The sequence below is a fragment of the Pseudomonas sp. S1_E05 genome, from assembly GCF_056337105.1.
On sequence record NZ_JBFRHM010000001.1, the window covers coordinates 868,538 to 884,377 of the forward strand.

The 15,840-nt window shown below is 62.4% G+C and carries 10 protein-coding genes and 1 pseudogene; 7 read left to right on the forward strand and 4 right to left on the reverse strand.

The window, feature by feature from the left end:
- Positions 1-61: 61 nt before the first annotated feature.
- The gene (rarD, locus tag AB4N33_RS04160; RefSeq protein ID WP_476456513.1) at positions 62-943 is read right to left on the reverse strand and encodes an EamA family transporter RarD; all 882 of its coding nucleotides are present in this window, start codon (positions 941-943) and stop codon (positions 62-64) included.
- A 179-nt stretch (positions 944-1,122) separates the two neighbouring features.
- Positions 1,123-2,130: an aldo/keto reductase gene (locus AB4N33_RS04165; protein WP_476456514.1), complete on the reverse strand. Its 1,008-nt coding sequence runs from the start codon at positions 2,128-2,130 to the stop codon at positions 1,123-1,125.
- A gap of 146 nt (positions 2,131-2,276) precedes the next feature.
- Here AB4N33_RS04165 and AB4N33_RS04170 point away from each other — a divergent pair, with 146 nt between their 5' ends.
- From AB4N33_RS04170 to AB4N33_RS04200, 7 genes and pseudogenes are all read left to right on the forward strand, one after another.
- Entirely contained in the window at positions 2,277-3,416 is a 1,140-nt protein-coding gene (locus tag AB4N33_RS04170; protein WP_476456515.1) for a glycerate kinase, read from the forward strand.
- A 283-nt stretch (positions 3,417-3,699) separates the two neighbouring features.
- A pseudogene (locus AB4N33_RS04175) lies at positions 3,700-4,467 on the forward strand (MCP four helix bundle domain-containing protein); the annotation flags it as partial.
- A 102-nt stretch (positions 4,468-4,569) separates the two neighbouring features.
- Positions 4,570-5,325, forward strand: a complete 756-nt coding sequence (locus tag AB4N33_RS04180; RefSeq protein WP_476458780.1) for a methyl-accepting chemotaxis protein — start codon at positions 4,570-4,572, stop codon at positions 5,323-5,325.
- Positions 5,326-5,683: 358 nt separating this feature from the next.
- Positions 5,684-6,127: a hypothetical protein gene (locus AB4N33_RS04185; RefSeq protein ID WP_476456516.1), complete on the forward strand. Its 444-nt coding sequence runs from the start codon at positions 5,684-5,686 to the stop codon at positions 6,125-6,127.
- On the forward strand, positions 6,124-7,731 hold the full coding sequence (locus AB4N33_RS04190; RefSeq protein ID WP_476456517.1) for a hypothetical protein: 1,608 nt from the start codon (positions 6,124-6,126) through the stop codon (positions 7,729-7,731). Before AB4N33_RS04185 ends, AB4N33_RS04190 begins: the two co-directional genes overlap by 4 nt.
- Before the next feature lie 235 nt (positions 7,732-7,966).
- Complete coding sequence (locus tag AB4N33_RS04195; RefSeq protein WP_476456518.1) at positions 7,967-10,168, forward strand: autotransporter outer membrane beta-barrel domain-containing protein; 2,202 nt, start codon at positions 7,967-7,969, stop codon at positions 10,166-10,168.
- A gap of 99 nt (positions 10,169-10,267) precedes the next feature.
- Entirely contained in the window at positions 10,268-11,710 is a 1,443-nt protein-coding gene (locus AB4N33_RS04200) for a hypothetical protein (RefSeq protein ID WP_476456519.1), read from the forward strand.
- Positions 11,711-12,179: 469 nt separating this feature from the next.
- Here AB4N33_RS04200 and AB4N33_RS04205 read toward each other — a convergent pair whose 3' ends face one another.
- The gene (locus AB4N33_RS04205) at positions 12,180-13,208 is read right to left on the reverse strand and encodes a fimbrial protein (protein ID WP_476458781.1); all 1,029 of its coding nucleotides are present in this window, start codon (positions 13,206-13,208) and stop codon (positions 12,180-12,182) included.
- Between the two features lie 103 nt (positions 13,209-13,311).
- Positions 13,312-15,840 carry a fimbria/pilus outer membrane usher protein gene (locus tag AB4N33_RS04210; protein ID WP_476456520.1) on the reverse strand — a complete coding sequence of 843 codons (2,529 nt, stop codon included), beginning with the start codon at positions 15,838-15,840 and terminating at the stop codon, positions 13,312-13,314.

Below are 15,840 nucleotides of genomic sequence, written 5' to 3' on the forward strand. Positions count from 1 at the left end.
GATGAGACTGTAACACCGCTATCGCGGGCAAGCCCGCTCCCACAATGAGTGTTGCGCAGCCTCAAGGCCTGCGCTGTCGCACCAAATGCTTGAACCCCTCGAACACCAGCACCAGCACCGCCATCCAGATCGGGATGTAGGTCAGCCATTCCCCGGGCTTGATGCTTTCCCCCAGCAACAGCGCCACGCCGAGCAACAGCACCGGCTCCACGTAGCTGAGCAGGCCAAACAGGCTGAACGGCAGCAGCCGACTGGCGATGATGTACACCACCAGCGCCGAGGCGCTGATCAGTCCCAGCAGCGGGATCAACCCCATCAGCGCCGGGTACTGATCGAACACGCCGAAACCATTCGTACCGCCGTGCACGAACCCGTACGCGATGGGCAGCATGATGACCATGTCCAGCCACAGCCCGCCGAGGTTGTCGGACTTCATCCATTTGCGCAGCACGAAGTACAGCGGATAGCCGACCACCACCACCAGCGTCGCCCAGGAGAAACCGCCCACCTGATACAACTCATTGACCACACCCAGGCTGGCGAAAAAAACCGCGACCTTTTGCAGGTACGACAGACGCTCGCCATAGGCGATTCGCCCGGTCAGCACCATCGCCAGCGGTAGCAGGAAATAGCCCAGCGACACGTCGAGGCTGTAGCCATTGAGCGGCGCCCACATGAACAACCACAGTTGCACGCCGAGCAGCGCCGACGAGACGATCAGACAGGGGATCAGCCTGGGGTTGGCGGCAACGCGCCGCACGATCTCCAGGGCACGTTTCCATTCGCCGGAAATCAGGATGAACAGGGTCATGCACGGCGCGGTCAGCAGCATCCGCCAACCGAAAATCTCCACACCATTCAACGGCGTGAGCAGTGAGGTGTAGTAATACATGACGGCAAACAGCACCGAGGCTGAAACCGATAGAGCGATACCTTTAGACAAACTGTCCTCGCGTAGCCGAGCGTTGAACGAAATGCGGAGGATACGCGGTTTTTGTTGTGAATATTGGCCGCGTGATCAAAATCCACAACACCTGTAGGAGCGAGCTTGCTCGCGATGACGATGTCTCAGTCAGCCTAGTTGTGTCTGACAAATACCGCCATCGCAGGCAGGCCCGCTCCTCATCGCGGCTTACGCCCGGAAACAAAATGCCCCACATCATTGAACCCCGGTGTCGACGCATGCCCCGGCGTCACCAGCGAATCGATGAACGCCTCATCCTCGGCAGTGATCTTCACCGCCTGCGCCTTGGTGTAGGCATCCCATTGTTCCTCGGTACGCGGCCCGACAATCGCTGAGGTGACGGCGCTGTTGTTGAGCACCCAGGCGATGGCGAACTCGACGATGCCCACGCCACGCTCCCGGGTGTATTGCTGGATCTGCTGGGCAATACGCAGGGACTCCATGCGCCACTCGACTTCCAGGATGCGCTTGTCGGCACGACCGGCGCGACTGTTGGCGTCGGGTTTGGCATCCGGGGCATATTTGCCGCTGAGTACGCCACGGGCCAACGGGCTGAACGGCACCACGCCCAGGCCGTAGTGCTGCGCAGCGGTGATCTGCTCGGGCTCGGCCTGGCGGTTGACGATGTTGTACAACGGCTGGCTGATGACGGGGCGGTCGACCCCCAGTTGATCGGCCAGGCGAATGACCTCGGCGATGCGCCAGCCACGGTAGTTCGACAAACCCCAGTAACGCACCTTGCCCTGTCGGATCAGGTCGCCCATGGCCGACACCGTCACCTCCAGCGGCGTGTTGTGGTCTTCGCGGTGCAGGTAATAGATGTCCAAGTAGTCGGTGCCCAGGCGCGTCAGGCTGGCCTCGATCCCATTGAACAGATGCTTGCGGCTGAGCCCCGAACGGTTCGGCACGCCGTCCGCCGGACCGAACCCGACCTTGGTGGCCAGCACCCACTGATGGCGGTTGGGGGCAATGGCTTCACCGACGATTTCCTCGGAGCGGCCGTGGGTGTAAACGTCGGCGGTGTCGATGAAATTGATGCCCTGGTCCCAGGCCTTGTCGATGATCCGCAGGGAATCTTCGGTACTGGTCTGCTCGCCAAACATCATGGTGCCCAGGGTCAGGGTGGACACCTGCAAACCGGAATGACCCAAGGTGCGGTAGCTCATGATGAATTCCTTTTGCCAGTGGGAAAGCCTCCATCAAATACCAGAATTTTCCCGCGTGGCAAACGGTATTGGTTGCGGTAACGTGGATCGCCCTCTCGCTGAGGCAGGACGGTTCAACATAAAGGCATTGAAACTGGAGATACCCCATGAAAATCGTCATCGCCCCGGATTCGTTCAAGGACAGCCTCAGCGCCCAGGGTGTCGCCGATGCCATCGCCATTGGCCTGGCCCAGGTGTGGCCCGATGCGCAGTTGCTCAAGTGCCCCATGGCAGACGGTGGTGAAGGCACGGTCGAATCGATCCTCGCGGCCTGCGAAGGTCAGTTGCGCCGCACGAAGGTTCGCGGGCCATTGGGCAACACGGTCGATGCCGCCTGGGGCTGGCTGCCGCACAGCCACACCGCGATCATTGAAATGGCCGAAGCCAGCGGCCTGCAATTGGTCGCGCCGGGACAGCGAGATGCGTGCGTCAGCAGCACCTACGGCACTGGCGAGCTGATCCGCGCGGCACTCGATGCCGGGGCGCAACGGGTGATCCTGGCGATTGGCGGCAGTGCCACCAATGACGGCGGTGCCGGTGCCATGCAGGCGCTGGGCGTGAAGCTGCTGGACGCCCAGGGTCAAAGCCTGGCGCCGGGTGGGCTGGCGCTGGCGCAACTGGCGCGCATCGACCTGGACGAACTCGATTCGCGCCTGGCGACGGTGCGCTTCGACATCGCCGCCGACGTCGATAATCCGCTGTGCGGCCCCCACGGTGCCTCGGCGATTTTCGGTCCGCAGAAAGGTGCGTCTTCCCGGCAGGTCGAGCAATTGGACAGCGCCCTTGGCCACTTTGCCGACCACTGCGCCCAGGTGCTGCGTAAGGATGTGCGCGATGAGCCGGGCAGTGGCGCGGCGGGCGGCCTGGGGTTTACCGCCAAGGCGTTTCTCGGGGCGCGGTTCCAGGCCGGGGTTGAGGTGGTGGCGGAGCTGGTGGGCCTGGCCGAGTCGGTGCAGGGCGCTGATCTGGTGATCACCGGCGAAGGCCGTTTCGACGCGCAGACCCTGCGCGGTAAAACCCCGTTCGGTGTCGCCCGCATCGCCCGGCAACAGGGTGTGCCTGTCATCGTGATCGCCGGCACCCTGGGCGAGGGTTACCAGGCGCTGTACGAGCACGGCATCGACGCCGCGTTCGCCCTCACCAGCGGCCCGATGACCCTGCAACAGGCGTGCAGTGAAGCGCCACGCCTGTTGCAGGAACGGGCAAGCGACATCGCCCGGGTGTGGCGGATGGCCAGCCAATCCTGACACCCCACCCCTGTAGGAGCGAGCTTGCTCGCGATAAGGCCCGGTCAACCAGCGCTCATGTAGCTGCCCCTCCGCCATCGCGAGCAGGCTCGCTCCCACAAGTATCGAGCTAGACGCCTCGAGTGTTTCAAGGATGAAACACACCTCAGCCCGTAAAAAAATATTTCACAAACCCCCGCAAAAAACCTCAAGCCCCGCCGATATATAAATCAGGTGCGCACCTGTCGTGCCCACCCGCAAAGCACGGATGCTCGAAGCCACACTCACCCCCGAGTATCGTCCTATGTCCTTGCGTAATCTGAATATCGCACCGCGCGCCTTCCTTGGGTTCGCCTTCATTGCCCTGCTGGTGGTTGTGCTGGGCGTATTTGCCGTCAACCGCATGTCGGTCATCCGCCAGGCGTCGGTGGACATGGGCAGCAACCAACTGCCGAGCGTGGGTTACCTGAGCACCGTCACCGAGAACGTGTTGCGCATGCGCATCCTGTCGTTCCGCATCCTGGTCAACCGCGAACCGGCCAGTTTGCAGGAAGCCGACTCGCGCATCGTCGTGCTCAGCGACAAGGTGCGCAAGGCGCAAGCCGATTACGCGGCATTGCCGATGGGCACCCGGGAAGCCACGCTGTACAAGGAGTTCAGCACGACGCTGGACAACTACATGCAAGCCCAACGCGAGATGATCGACCTGTCGCGCCAGAACAAGGTCGATGAGTTGCGCACCCTGATCAACACGCGGATCAAGGAGGGCACCGACCTGATGGGCGAGCAGCTCAACAAGCTGGTGGCCTTCAACGCCGAGGCTGCCAAGGTCGCCGGAGTGACCGCCGCCGACAACTACAGCGGTGCCGTCAACGGCATCATCGCGGTGGCCGTACTGGCGGCGGTCATGACCGTGCTGCTGGCCTGGCTGCTGACCCGCAGCATCGTCACGCCATTGACCCGCGCGGTGAGAGCCGCTGAAACCATCGCCGGTGGCGACCTGACCGAAACCGTCGAAGTCGATGGCAAGGACGAGCCGGCTCGCCTGCTCAGCGCCCTGTCCACGATGCAAGCCAACCTGCGCAAAACCATCGAGCAGATCGCCGGTTCCGCCACGCAACTGGGCGCCGCCGCCGAAGAACTCAGCGCGGTGACTGAAGAAGCGTCGCGCGGCATGCAACAGCAGAACGACGAGATCGAACAGGCCGCCACGGCCGTAAACGAAATGACCGCTGCGGTGGAAGAAGTGGCGCGCAATGCCGTGTCGACTTCCGAGGCGTCGAACCAGTCGACCCAGGCCGCGCGCGAAGGGCGTGACCGCGTGGTGGAGACCGTCGACGCGATCCAGACCATGACTCACGATGTGCAAAACACGTCGGTGATGATCGAAGGCCTGGCGGAGCAGGGCAGGGACATCGGCAAAGTGCTGGACGTGATCCGTGCCATCGCCGAACAAACCAACCTGCTGGCGTTGAACGCGGCCATCGAAGCGGCCCGCGCCGGTGAAGCCGGGCGTGGATTTGCCGTAGTGGCGGATGAGGTGCGCGCACTGGCCCATCGCACGGCGCAATCGACCCAGGAAATCGAGAAGATGGTCGCCGGTATCCAGAACGGCACCGGTGAAGCGGTGTCCTCGATGCAACAGAGCAACCAACGCACCCAAAGCACCCTGGAAATGGCCCGTGCTGCCGGCGTTGCCCTGGAGCAGATCACCCAGTCGATTCACCAGATCAACGAACGCAACCTGGTGATCGCCAGTGCCTCGGAAGAACAGGCCCAGGTGTCCCGCGAGGTGGACCGCAACCTGGTCAACATCCGCGACCTGGCGACCCAGTCCGCCGCCGGCGCCAACCAGACCAGCGCCGCCACCCACGAACTGTCGCGCCTGGCCGTGGACTTGAATGCGATGGTCGCGCGGTTCGTGATCTGATTCGGCTACGCGCCCTCACACATGCACACGCAATACCTGTAGGAGCGAGCTTGCTCGCGATGGTCGTCAACGATGACGCTGGCTGTCATTAGCCCAGCGGTATTCCTGAACCCATCGCGAGCAAGCTCGCTCCTACAGGGCTAAACACCGTCCAATCCCACCCCTGTACAAATCCCCACCTGTCAACTCTGACAGTTTCGCTTTTTTTTGTTCGAGCGCTTAATCCGTCCAGGGTCATTTCGCCCTGCGGCGCGTTCGAAAGTGTCTGACGTGCATGCCAGTGCCCTGCAGTTGACCAACCGGTTGGTCATGGCTTCGTCCATGGCTCGAACATTGTCAATTGATGAGGGATGGGAACATGGCAAGTCAAATGACCCCGAGCACGCTGAGCAATCAGGCCTACCTGAAGATGCGTGCCGAGTATCGCTCCAAGCTGGTCGATGACCTTAAAGAACTGATCATCGAAGACGACATGTACGCCGACAAGACCACGGGCTTGCTCAAGGGGCCGGAGGTCAACAAGGGGCTGGACGTCGCCGTGCCGTTGTGGAAAGAACTGCCTCCAGAGGGTTCCAGGATCGGGGACAAGATTCAGTTGCAGGTGGATAGGGGCAACGGGAGGTTCGAAGATATCGGAGAGGAAGTGGAGTTCAAGGTCCCGGCGGGAGGTACCGAGTTTCCGGAAAAATTTCCGTATGTCATGACCATCGATCCGAATGATTTTCCCAATGTTGCCACGTGCATCCTGAGGTACAGGCACACCAACTACCAGGAGACCCTCCGTCGCATTCCCTGGAAGTGACCGTACGGGTTGACCGCGTGCCGCCCTACGACCGTAACCCACCCAAAGCCCCGGAATTCGCCGACGACTTCCTCGATGATTCCAACCTGCCGGCCGGTGGCAAGCTGGCCGTCACCCTGCCGGGCTACACGGATTGGGAGGCCACGGACGTCGTTGCCGTTTACCTGGTCGCGGCCGATGACATTCCGACCGATCCGACCACGCTCACCCCGATCTACTACGCCCCCGTCCCCAGTCCCGGCACGGCTGACACGGTCATGCAGATCGATGCCGACAAGATTCGTGAATTTGGCGATGCCGAAGCAGTGCTGCTTTATGTATTGGTCGACCAGGCGCAGAACCCCAGCCAGCTCTCGAACTATAAAAAAATCGCCCTGACCTTCGGGCCTTTGCCCAACCCGACCAATGAACCGCGGGTCCCCCAAGCTGATCCCCTCCTGACCATGGAGAAAGTCCAGGAGGGCGTGAGCGTGTGGGTCGACAAGTACACCAATTACAAGGACGGTGACGCCATTCGTGTGAGCTGGGGGTCGAAAACCCTGACGGACTTTTCCCCCGGCTCCGCGCCACTGCCCAACTTCGAGATTCAGGTGCATCCACCGCTGTTGATACTGGAGGAGTATGGACAGAACACGACCGGGCTCAAGCCGGTGCTCGTCAGTTACCACGCCGTTCGCAGCGGGCGGTTGTTCGGACCCTTGTCCGAAAGCTTCGATACCAACCTCGAGGTGGCCTTTCCCTGGAACCCATGGCCTCCCGTCGATTGGCCCAACCCGATCCATCCGTCACTGCTCAAGGGCGAGGTGAAAAACCACGATGGCACGCGCACCAATCAGCTGACCCGCGCCGACAAGGACGAAGATGCGGTGTTCCACTTCAAATGGTACACCGAGGCCAAGAACGATCAGATCATCACGTTCTACTGGGGCGAGTTGCAGGTGGCCGAGGCGCGTATCGTTTTTGACGACAAGGACCCTACCCATGTTCCCGGTGGGGATCACAACGTCGATATTCCCTGGGCCTACATCAAGAAGACCGGCAACGGCGACCCGATCCTGGTGCATTACCGTGTCACGGGGCCGGGTCTGGTCAACGAACTGCATTCAGTGCCCACGGAAGTCGCGGTCAACGCCATTGCCGTGACGCTGCCACCCGCGAGCTTTCCTTCAATCGATGGTGCGGTCAACCCTGATTACCCGGGTTGCATGGCGTTGCGAGACGACGGTGCATTGCAGGTCACGATCCCCGACCTTTCAGGTGAACTCAAGGATGGCGACAAGATCAACGTCACGTTTACGCCGATGAAGGGCGACGATTTGACGGCCGCTGACGACCCCATTACGGCAGCGATCTTTCGCAAGGAATTTACATTGGGCGACCCCGACTCGCCCCTCGGTGGTTTCGATTTTTTCGTCGAACCCTACCTCCTCCACATCTTTCCGCTTTGGACCGAAAATCCGACGACGTTTCGCCGGGGACGGGTCAAGATCGAGTACTCCCACGATGACGGCACGGAAGTGATCGCTTCCCCGCCAAAGGTCAACCGCACAGCGTTCACGCGGCCCAATGTTTCCTGCGAAATCCCCAGGCTGCCTCCTCCATGACAGGGCGAAAAGCCCGAGCCCTGCCTGTTGGCGTCCCGTCAGGGGGCTGGCAGGCAGGACCTTCGTTCCACGCATCGGGCATGCACAGGTTGTTTCTGAGCAGCTTCGGATTAGTCCTACAGACCGCGCGTAAGAAAATTCTTAGGATCGCCGCCGTTTGACGCCATGCCCTTGTACGAAAAGGGGCGAAGCGTTTGTAGACAGTCGTTGTGTGTACCTTTCAGGAGCGATAAACATGCATGCCAGCCCGTCCTTTGCCGTCACCCCTCTTGCGCGCATTCTCAAATGGCTTGCCATGGGGCCACTGCTGTTCGCCAGCCCGTTGGTGCTGGGCCAGACCATCATTGAAAACGGTGCCTCGCAAACCATCGACGGCACTACACCGGTGGACGACTATGTACTGCGTACGGGCGGACAGTTGACGGCCAATGGTGCCAGCACCAACCAGATTGCCGCCAGCGAGTCGAGCCTGCAGCTCAACGGTACGACGGTCACGGCTTTGGGCAACGAGCATGGCATCAGCCTGGCCAACAGCACAGCCACAATCAGCCAGAGCAAGGTCACCAGCAACCGCAGCGGCTTGATCCTGACCGAGCTGCCCGGTGGCGCGTCCCAGGCACGGGTCGTCGACAGTGAAATCAGCGGTGGCGAGATCGGCGTCACCATGAGCCGCAACAGTGAAGTGACCATTGAAGGCAGCAAGATCAGCGGCACCGGTGCCAACAGCGTGGGCATCCTCTCCTTTGGTGGCAAGCTGAGCGTGGCCAACAGCACCATCATCGGCACTGACGTCGGCATCGAGGTGTCTGCCGACAACGCGCTACCGGCTGCCAACTCGATTGTCCTCGACAAAACGGCCGTTCAAGGGACGAGCGGTGCCGCGATCAGTGTCGTTGGCGTGAACCCCAACAGCGAAAAGGTCAACATCCAGGTCAACAATGGCTCCACGCTCACCGGTGGCAATGGTGTGCTGTTGCAGGTGCAAAATAGTGCTTCGGCGAACTTTGCCGTCAACAACAGCCGGTTGGTAGGGGACGTCGTGGTCGAGGCGGGCAGCCACGCCGATGTGACGCTGGACAATGCCGCCACGCTCACCGGGCGCCTGGAAAACGTCGAGAACCTGGCCATCAACAATGATGCCCGCTGGATCATGGTGGGCGACGGCTCCGTGGAGAACCTGGCCCTCAATGGCGGCGGCGTGCAGTTTGGCAACCCCGGGCAGTTCTTCAACCTGACGGTGGGCGAGTTGTCGGGCAACGGCACGTTCTACATGCACAACGATTTCACCACCGGGCAGGTCGATACCCTGACCGTGACCGGTACCGCCACCGGCCAGCACACCGTGGCCCTGGACAGCAGCGGCACGGAACCTACGGCTGCCTTCTCGACGGCAGTGGTGCATATCGCGGCCGGTGACGCGCAGTTCTCCCTGCTAGGTGGGCCCGTGGACCTCGGCACCTATTCCTATGACCTGGTTCGGGTCGGCGCCAACGACTGGTACCTCAATGCCTCCACCCGCACTATCAGCCCAGGTACTCAATCGGTGATGGCGCTGTTCAGCGCTGCGCGCACGGTCTGGTACGGCGAGCTCAGCACCTTGCGCAGCCGCATGGGTGAAGTGCGCCTGGATCACGGCAAATCGGGTGGCTGGATGCGCGCGTATGGCAACAAGTACAACGTCAGCGAAAGCGCCGGCGTTGCCTACAAGCAAGTGCAGCAGGGCGTGTCGTTCGGTGCCGATGCACCGTTGCCGGTGGGTGATGGTCAATGGCTGGTGGGTGTGCTGGCCGGTTACAGCAAGTCCGACCTGGACCTGAGTCGTGGCACCAGTGGCGACATCGACAGCTACTACCTGGGTACTTACGCCACCTGGCTGGATGCCGTCAGCGGTTACTACTTCGACGGCGTCATCAAGTACAACCGCCTGCAAAACGATGCCGACGTGCAACTCAGCGATGGCCGCAAGACCAAGGGCGACTACAACAACAACGGCCTGGGTGCTTCGGCGGAATTCGGCCGGCACATCAAGCTGGCGGATGACTACTTCGTCGAGCCTTCGGTGCAGTTTGCCGCGGTCACCTTCGAAGGCGCCGACTACACGTTCGACAACGGCTTGAAAGCCAAGGGTGATCGCGAGAACTCGCTGCTCGGCAAGGTGGGTGCCACGGTCGGTCGCAACTACAGCTGGGCAGAAGGGAAGACCGTACAACCCTATGTGCGCGCGGCCTACGTGCATGAGTTCGCCGACAACTCCGATGTATCGGTCAACGACAACCGCTTCAACACCGACCTGCGCGGTTCGCGCGGCGAACTGGGCGCCGGTGTTGCCATGACGGTGACCGACAAGGTGTCTATCCACGCAGACTTCGACTACAGCAACGGCAGCAAGATCGAGCAGCCGTGGGGTGCCAATGTAGGGTTTCGCTACACCTGGTAAATGAGGGCCGTGACACGCCCCCTGTAGGAGCGAGCAAGCTCGCTCCTGCAGGGGGCGTGGGGCGGTTCTCTTCTTTGAGTGTTCGAGGAGAGTCTGTTCATGGCCAAGTCCACCGATGTGCTCATGCCCCCGCCCGAGGTTGTCGGGCTGCTGCCCGACAAACCCGGCGGCGAAACCAACCTGCTGCCCGAAGCCCTGACCCGCACCGACCTTAAGGTCTGGTTCACGGTGCCTTTGTATTCGGACCCCACCAGAGGCGAAGAGAAGGTCGAGCTGTTCGTGGACAACAGCCCCAACCCGCTCGTCGTGCGTACGTGGGATCAGCCGATCACCGACACCGACCGTTATGTGCTGCTGCCGCAGCAATGGCTGCGCGCCAATGACGGTGAGCATTCGCTGCGGTATCGCGCGACGATCTACAACGGCGACTGGGAAGATTCCAACCCGCTGATCATGACCCTCGATACCCTGGCCCCAACCTTGACGACCGCCAACGCCCTGGTGTTCCCGCCGGCGGTACTGCCGCCCAACAAACTCACCGCCCAATACCTCACGCAGAACAACGATCAGGTGAAGGCCGGCATCCCCCTCTACACGACCCCCAAGCCGTGGGATCGCATCACCTGGTATTGGAGCGACAGTGCCGGGGGTTACCAGCAGGCGGGCGTTATCGAACTGGACGACAAGAACTACACCGGCCCCCTGGATCTGGTGGCCAACGGCGACCTGATTCGCCTGCGCGGCAACGGTGCGCGGTTTGTGTCGTACAGCGTCGAGGACCGTGCGGGCAACAAGACGCCTTACGCCGTGCATGTCGAGCTGAGCGTGGACACCGCTGTCGTGCCCCGGGTATTGCCTCCGGCGAAAGTGCTGGAGGCCAGCAACAGCGGATCCAGCGGGGTGCTGGTGCCGACCCGGGCACTCAACGGTGCCACGGTGGAGCTGCCAGCAACGGCGGTCATCAATGACGACGAGCGGGTGGTGGTGTATTGGGCGCAGCCCGGTACGCCGGGGGACTACACCACCGAAACCCCGGTGGCACCAGGGTCGCGTCAGTACAGTATCCCCAAAACCAGAATCGCCCAGCACAGCGGTGGCAGCCTGACGGTGACCTATGAGGTTCACGAGCCGGGTGTGGCCAACCCGCACAAATCCCAGACCTACAACTTGCAGGTGGATGACATCAGCGGCCTGCCCACGGTCCAGTGCGAGGAGGATGATTCGGGCGGAAACCTGAGTCTGAAGGCCGTCACCGATTTTGCCAACTTCACCATGGAAAACTGGTCGTTCATGAGCACCGAACAGTTCGTCAGCGTGGAAGTGCGGGGCATCGACGCCAACATGCAGACCGTGGTGATCCCTGCGCTCGTCGAAGGTCCAGTACCGGAGGTGGCCCCGAAAATTCCCGTGGGGCGCATTTCCAAGGCGGACCTGCAACGCTTCAAGCTCAATGAGCGCCTTGAAGTGCGGGCCACGGTGAGCTTCGACGGCAAGCGCACCTGGAAACGCTTCGATTCGTTGCGACCGTTGCTCATCGCTTGACTCCCCACACCCTAAACCTGTAGGAGCGAGCTTGCTCGCGATGGAAGCCCAGACACCGCAGGCATCCAGACAGCCGACGTCACCGTTGACGACCATCGCGAGCATGCTCGTTCCTACAGGGATCGCGGTCGTCTGTAGGAGCGAGCTTGCTCGCGAAAAATAGCCCAGACACCGCAGGCATCCAGACAGCCCACGTCACCGTTAACGACCATCGCGAGCAAGCTCGCTCCTACAGGGGATCGCGGTTGTCTGTAGGAGCGAGCTTGCTCGCGAAAAATAGCCCAGACACCGCAGGCATCCAGACAGCCCACGTCACCGTTAACGACCATCGCGAGCAAGCCCGCTCCTACAGGGGATCGCGGTCTACTGTAGGAGCGAGCTTGCTCGCGATGGTAGACCAAACACCGCAGGCATCCAGGCAGCCCGCGTCACCGTTGACGACCATCGCGGGCAAGCCCGCTCCTACAGGTCATTTGTAGGTCAGGGTGAAACTCAATGCCCCCTTGGCCAGGCCTGGGCGGACGGCGTTGGGTGGGTCGGTCTGGTAGAAGCGGGCCTGGAAATCGAGCTGCGTATTGCCTGGCGTGATGGCGATCAGCGGGACCTCGGAGGCCAGTTCCACCGGGGTGCCATCGCCCTTGAGCACCTGGATGCCCATGCCCTTGGCGCTGGAATCGGTGGTCAGGCTGAAAATGCCATTGGCCGGCGGGCCGATGGGCGCCGAGCCGAGGATACCTTCCAGGCGAATGTTGGCGGTGGCGACAAAACCATTACCGGTGTCAGTCTCGCATTGGCTCAGGGAAATCCTGAAGGGCACCGCCGTGGTGGTGTAGCCTGGCCCGGTGAAATCGCTGGTGTCCCAGTCGCCCAGCAGCACGGGGTCGGCACTCACCGGGTTGGCGCTGACGCTGCACTGCGCGGGAATGATGGTGCCGGTCAGGCCGTAGCCGAACACCTTGCCCAGGTCACTCATGTGGCCACTGAACAGCTCCCGGCCATCGAGCACCTGCGGGCCGGGCGCGATGGGCCCGGTTTTGACCAGGGTGATGCGGTTGTGCAGGCTGTTGAGCGAAATATGCGTCAGCAGCATACGGTCGTTGAACGCGTCGTAGGGCACCGTGGGCGGGCCGACGGGGTGGAAGGTATTGTCCGCCTGGCCATTGAGCGGGTAGGCGAGTTTGACCCGCACACCCACGCCCGGGATGTTGGTTTGCAGGATCTTGCCGGTGACGTCCTCGCCGTCGATCGGGTCGATCGGCCCCGGGAAAATGCCGGTGGTCGCACGCGCGTTGAATTCCAGGTTGCGCGTGCCGTCGTTCATGCACCGGGCGATCAGGCCCGCATTGTTGGGAGTGGCATGGTTGACGTCGACACTGCCGATGACCGTGCCCACGCGGGCATCGCGCGGGACATACAACGAGCCGACATCGCGCTGGTAGTTCATGGTCGCCGGCCCGCCGGTATTCCAGGTGCAATTGGCCATCGCCAGGGGTGCCATGCAGCTGGCGGCCAGTGCCGCGCCCTGCAACAGGCGATGTGTTGAAGATTTCATCGGTTTTTCCTCGCAACCGCGTCAAGGGTGGCAACTGGTTGGGCGCAGGTCACAGGCATGTCAGTGCCTGCAAACGGTAGCCCTGGGCCTGTTCCATGGTGGCGGGGTCGATGCTCAGGCGGCACTGCGGTTCGGCCTGTTCGCCCCAGTGCACATTCAGTGTCTGCGGTTCTGCGCCACTGGACAGCAGGACCTGGCCGGCCTGGCCGACAATGCCCATGACCGTGCCGTCGGCAGCACTGAGCTGGGCGCCGAAGGGCAGCGGCACGCCTTCGGTGGTGCGCGTGGTGATGACCATGCGGTTGACCGCACGCGCGGCAAAGTCCGCCTTGACCACCGCGCCGCGGCGCGGCACGACCTGGGTCGCACCGTTGTCGATTTCCACTTCGGGGCCCAGGTGATCGGTTTGCAACACCACCGGGTTCAGACGATAAGGCTGCAAATGCGGCATCAGCGCATAACCCTTGGCATCGGTTTTGACCCCGGTGGCGTTGACGATGCCGACGCCTTCGATGTCCGGCACCTGCACCAGTGCGCTGGTTTCGCCCAGGTTCGGGCCCAGGGCAATACCGTCGGCGTGCACGAGCACGGCGCCGCTGGCGTTGATCGAGGTGCTGCGGAAGTCGTTGGCCTGGGTCAGACCGGCCCCGACACTGCCGAAGGGCGCCTGATAACCTACCGACAGCGAAGCGGCCTGTTGGCGACCCTCGTTGTTGCTCAGGCTGGCGCGGTAATTGAGGCGGTTTTCGTCGAGGTTGCCGCCCAGACTGGCGCGCTGGCTGTAGCGGCTGCCGTTGTTCTGCAGGTCGAAGGTCGCGTTGCTGGTGTGGCCGAAATCCAGCGGCATCGACAGGCTCAGGCCGAACTGGCGGTCCTTGTCGCCGCCGTTGCGGTCATCGCTCAGCGACTGCGAGGCATACAGGTTGACGCTCAGGTGTTGCAGCTGGGTACTGAAGTTGAACTGGAACTGGCGCTGCTCGTAGTTGCTGCCCCAATAGTCCTGGTGCGACAGGGTCAGGCTCAGCGAACTGCGCGAGCCGATGTGCTGGTAGATCGAGGTTTCCAGGCGACTGCGTCGGTTGCCGTGGTACGGCGTGCTGTGGTTGCGCTGGCGCACGGCCTCCTCGAAGTCGCGATAGCCTTCGGTGGAATAGCGGTAGCCGGCAAAACGCAGGCTGGTGCGGCTGGGGAAGGACTTGCCGTACTTCACCGCGTAGCTCATGCCCTGCACCTGGCCGATGTTGCGGGTATCGATGTCGGCATCGGAGCGGGTGACATCCAGCGCCAGGGCGCCGAACGTGCCCAGATCGCGTGCCACGCCCAGGGAGCCGGCACGGTAGAATTCGCTGGCCATCAGGCCGCCATACAAGGTGGTGTTCCACACCGTGCCCATTGCCAGCGTGCCTTGCCACAGCATTGGGTCTTCGAGCTTGCTGGTGGGGTTGTACCGCCCGACGGCGCCGGTGTAGCGCCACACCCCCTCACGCAGCAGGTTGTTGATGCTGGCATAGGGTTGGCTGAAGCGGCGCACCTGGCCATCGGCCTCTGTCAGGACCACTTCCAGTTCGCCGCTGCCACCGACGGTGCTGAGGTCATCGATTTCGTAGGGGCCGGCGCTGACATAGGTCGAGTAGATCGGATAGCCGTTCTGCAACACCTCGAGCTTGGCGCGCGACTGTGCCACGCCACGGATGATCGGCGCATAACCCTGCATGGCGTCGGGCAGCATGCCCAGGTCCGAGCCCACCAGGGCACCGGTGATCGGCACGCTGCGAAACACGTCGCCGCCGGTGAAGGTTTCCCCCAGCGTCAGGTTGGCGTGGGTGCCGGGTAGGTCCCGTTGCGCGTAGGTGTAGGCGCGGGTCCATTGGCGCTTGCCTTCTTCGTTCTGGCGCAGCGACTGGTTGCTGCGCAGGCGCCAGGCACCCAGGTTGATGCCGCTGTTGAGGTACAGGTCTTCACTGTTGCTCTTGCCGCCGTACCGGCTGGAACTCTGTTGCGCTGCCACCTGGTAACTGACGAAGGCGGCGTTGATGCCGTAGTCCCACAGGTCCGGGTCGACGCGGCCGATCACATCGCGGCGCATGGCGATCTGCGGAATCGACAGGGCCAGCAGCAGCTTGCCGCCATCGAAGTCGATCTTGGCACCGGGGATCAGGTTGAACAGGTTCACGCACGGACCGCTGAGCAACGTCGGGTCGGCCACGCTGCCCAGGCGCACGCCCAGCTCTTCGAGCAGTTCGGCCGAAAGGCACGGCAACAGGCGTTGCGTGGCGGGGTCGACGGCGAAGGCCAGTTCGCGCTGGCCGAAGTAGCGCAGGTTGATCTGCAGGTCGACCCAGTAGCGCCCGGGCCCCAGGTCCTGGGTGTGGCCCAGTGCGCGCAGGGCCAGGGATCCGGCATCACCGGCATGGGCCGCGCTCTGGCGCATGAAGCCGCTCTGGAATTCGATGGGCTGCGCGCCGTGCGCCGGTTTCAATTCCAGCAGCAACAAGCCACTGCCACCGATGACGAGCAGCCGGGCAAAAAGCAGGCGCGCAGGCACAGCCGCACACCCGCGGTCGGGTAGTGAAATCAT

Coding starts and splice junctions, on each gene's coding strand:
- AB4N33_RS04165 (WP_476456514.1), bottom strand. CDS start 2,130: ATGAGCTACCGCACCTTGGGTCATTCCGGTTTGCAGGTGTCCACCCTG.
- AB4N33_RS04170 (WP_476456515.1), top strand. CDS start 2,277: ATGAAAATCGTCATCGCCCCGGATTCGTTCAAGGACAGCCTCAGCGCC.
- AB4N33_RS04180 (WP_476458780.1), top strand. CDS start 4,570: ATGCAACAGCAGAACGACGAGATCGAACAGGCCGCCACGGCCGTAAAC.
- AB4N33_RS04185 (WP_476456516.1), top strand. CDS start 5,684: ATGGCAAGTCAAATGACCCCGAGCACGCTGAGCAATCAGGCCTACCTG.
- AB4N33_RS04195 (WP_476456518.1), top strand. CDS start 7,967: ATGCATGCCAGCCCGTCCTTTGCCGTCACCCCTCTTGCGCGCATTCTC.
- AB4N33_RS04200 (WP_476456519.1), top strand. CDS start 10,268: ATGGCCAAGTCCACCGATGTGCTCATGCCCCCGCCCGAGGTTGTCGGG.
- AB4N33_RS04205 (WP_476458781.1), bottom strand. CDS start 13,208: ATGGCACCCCTGGCGATGGCCAATTGCACCTGGAATACCGGCGGGCCG.
- AB4N33_RS04210 (WP_476456520.1), bottom strand. CDS start 15,840: ATGATTTCACTACCCGACCGCGGGTGTGCGGCTGTGCCTGCGCGCCTG.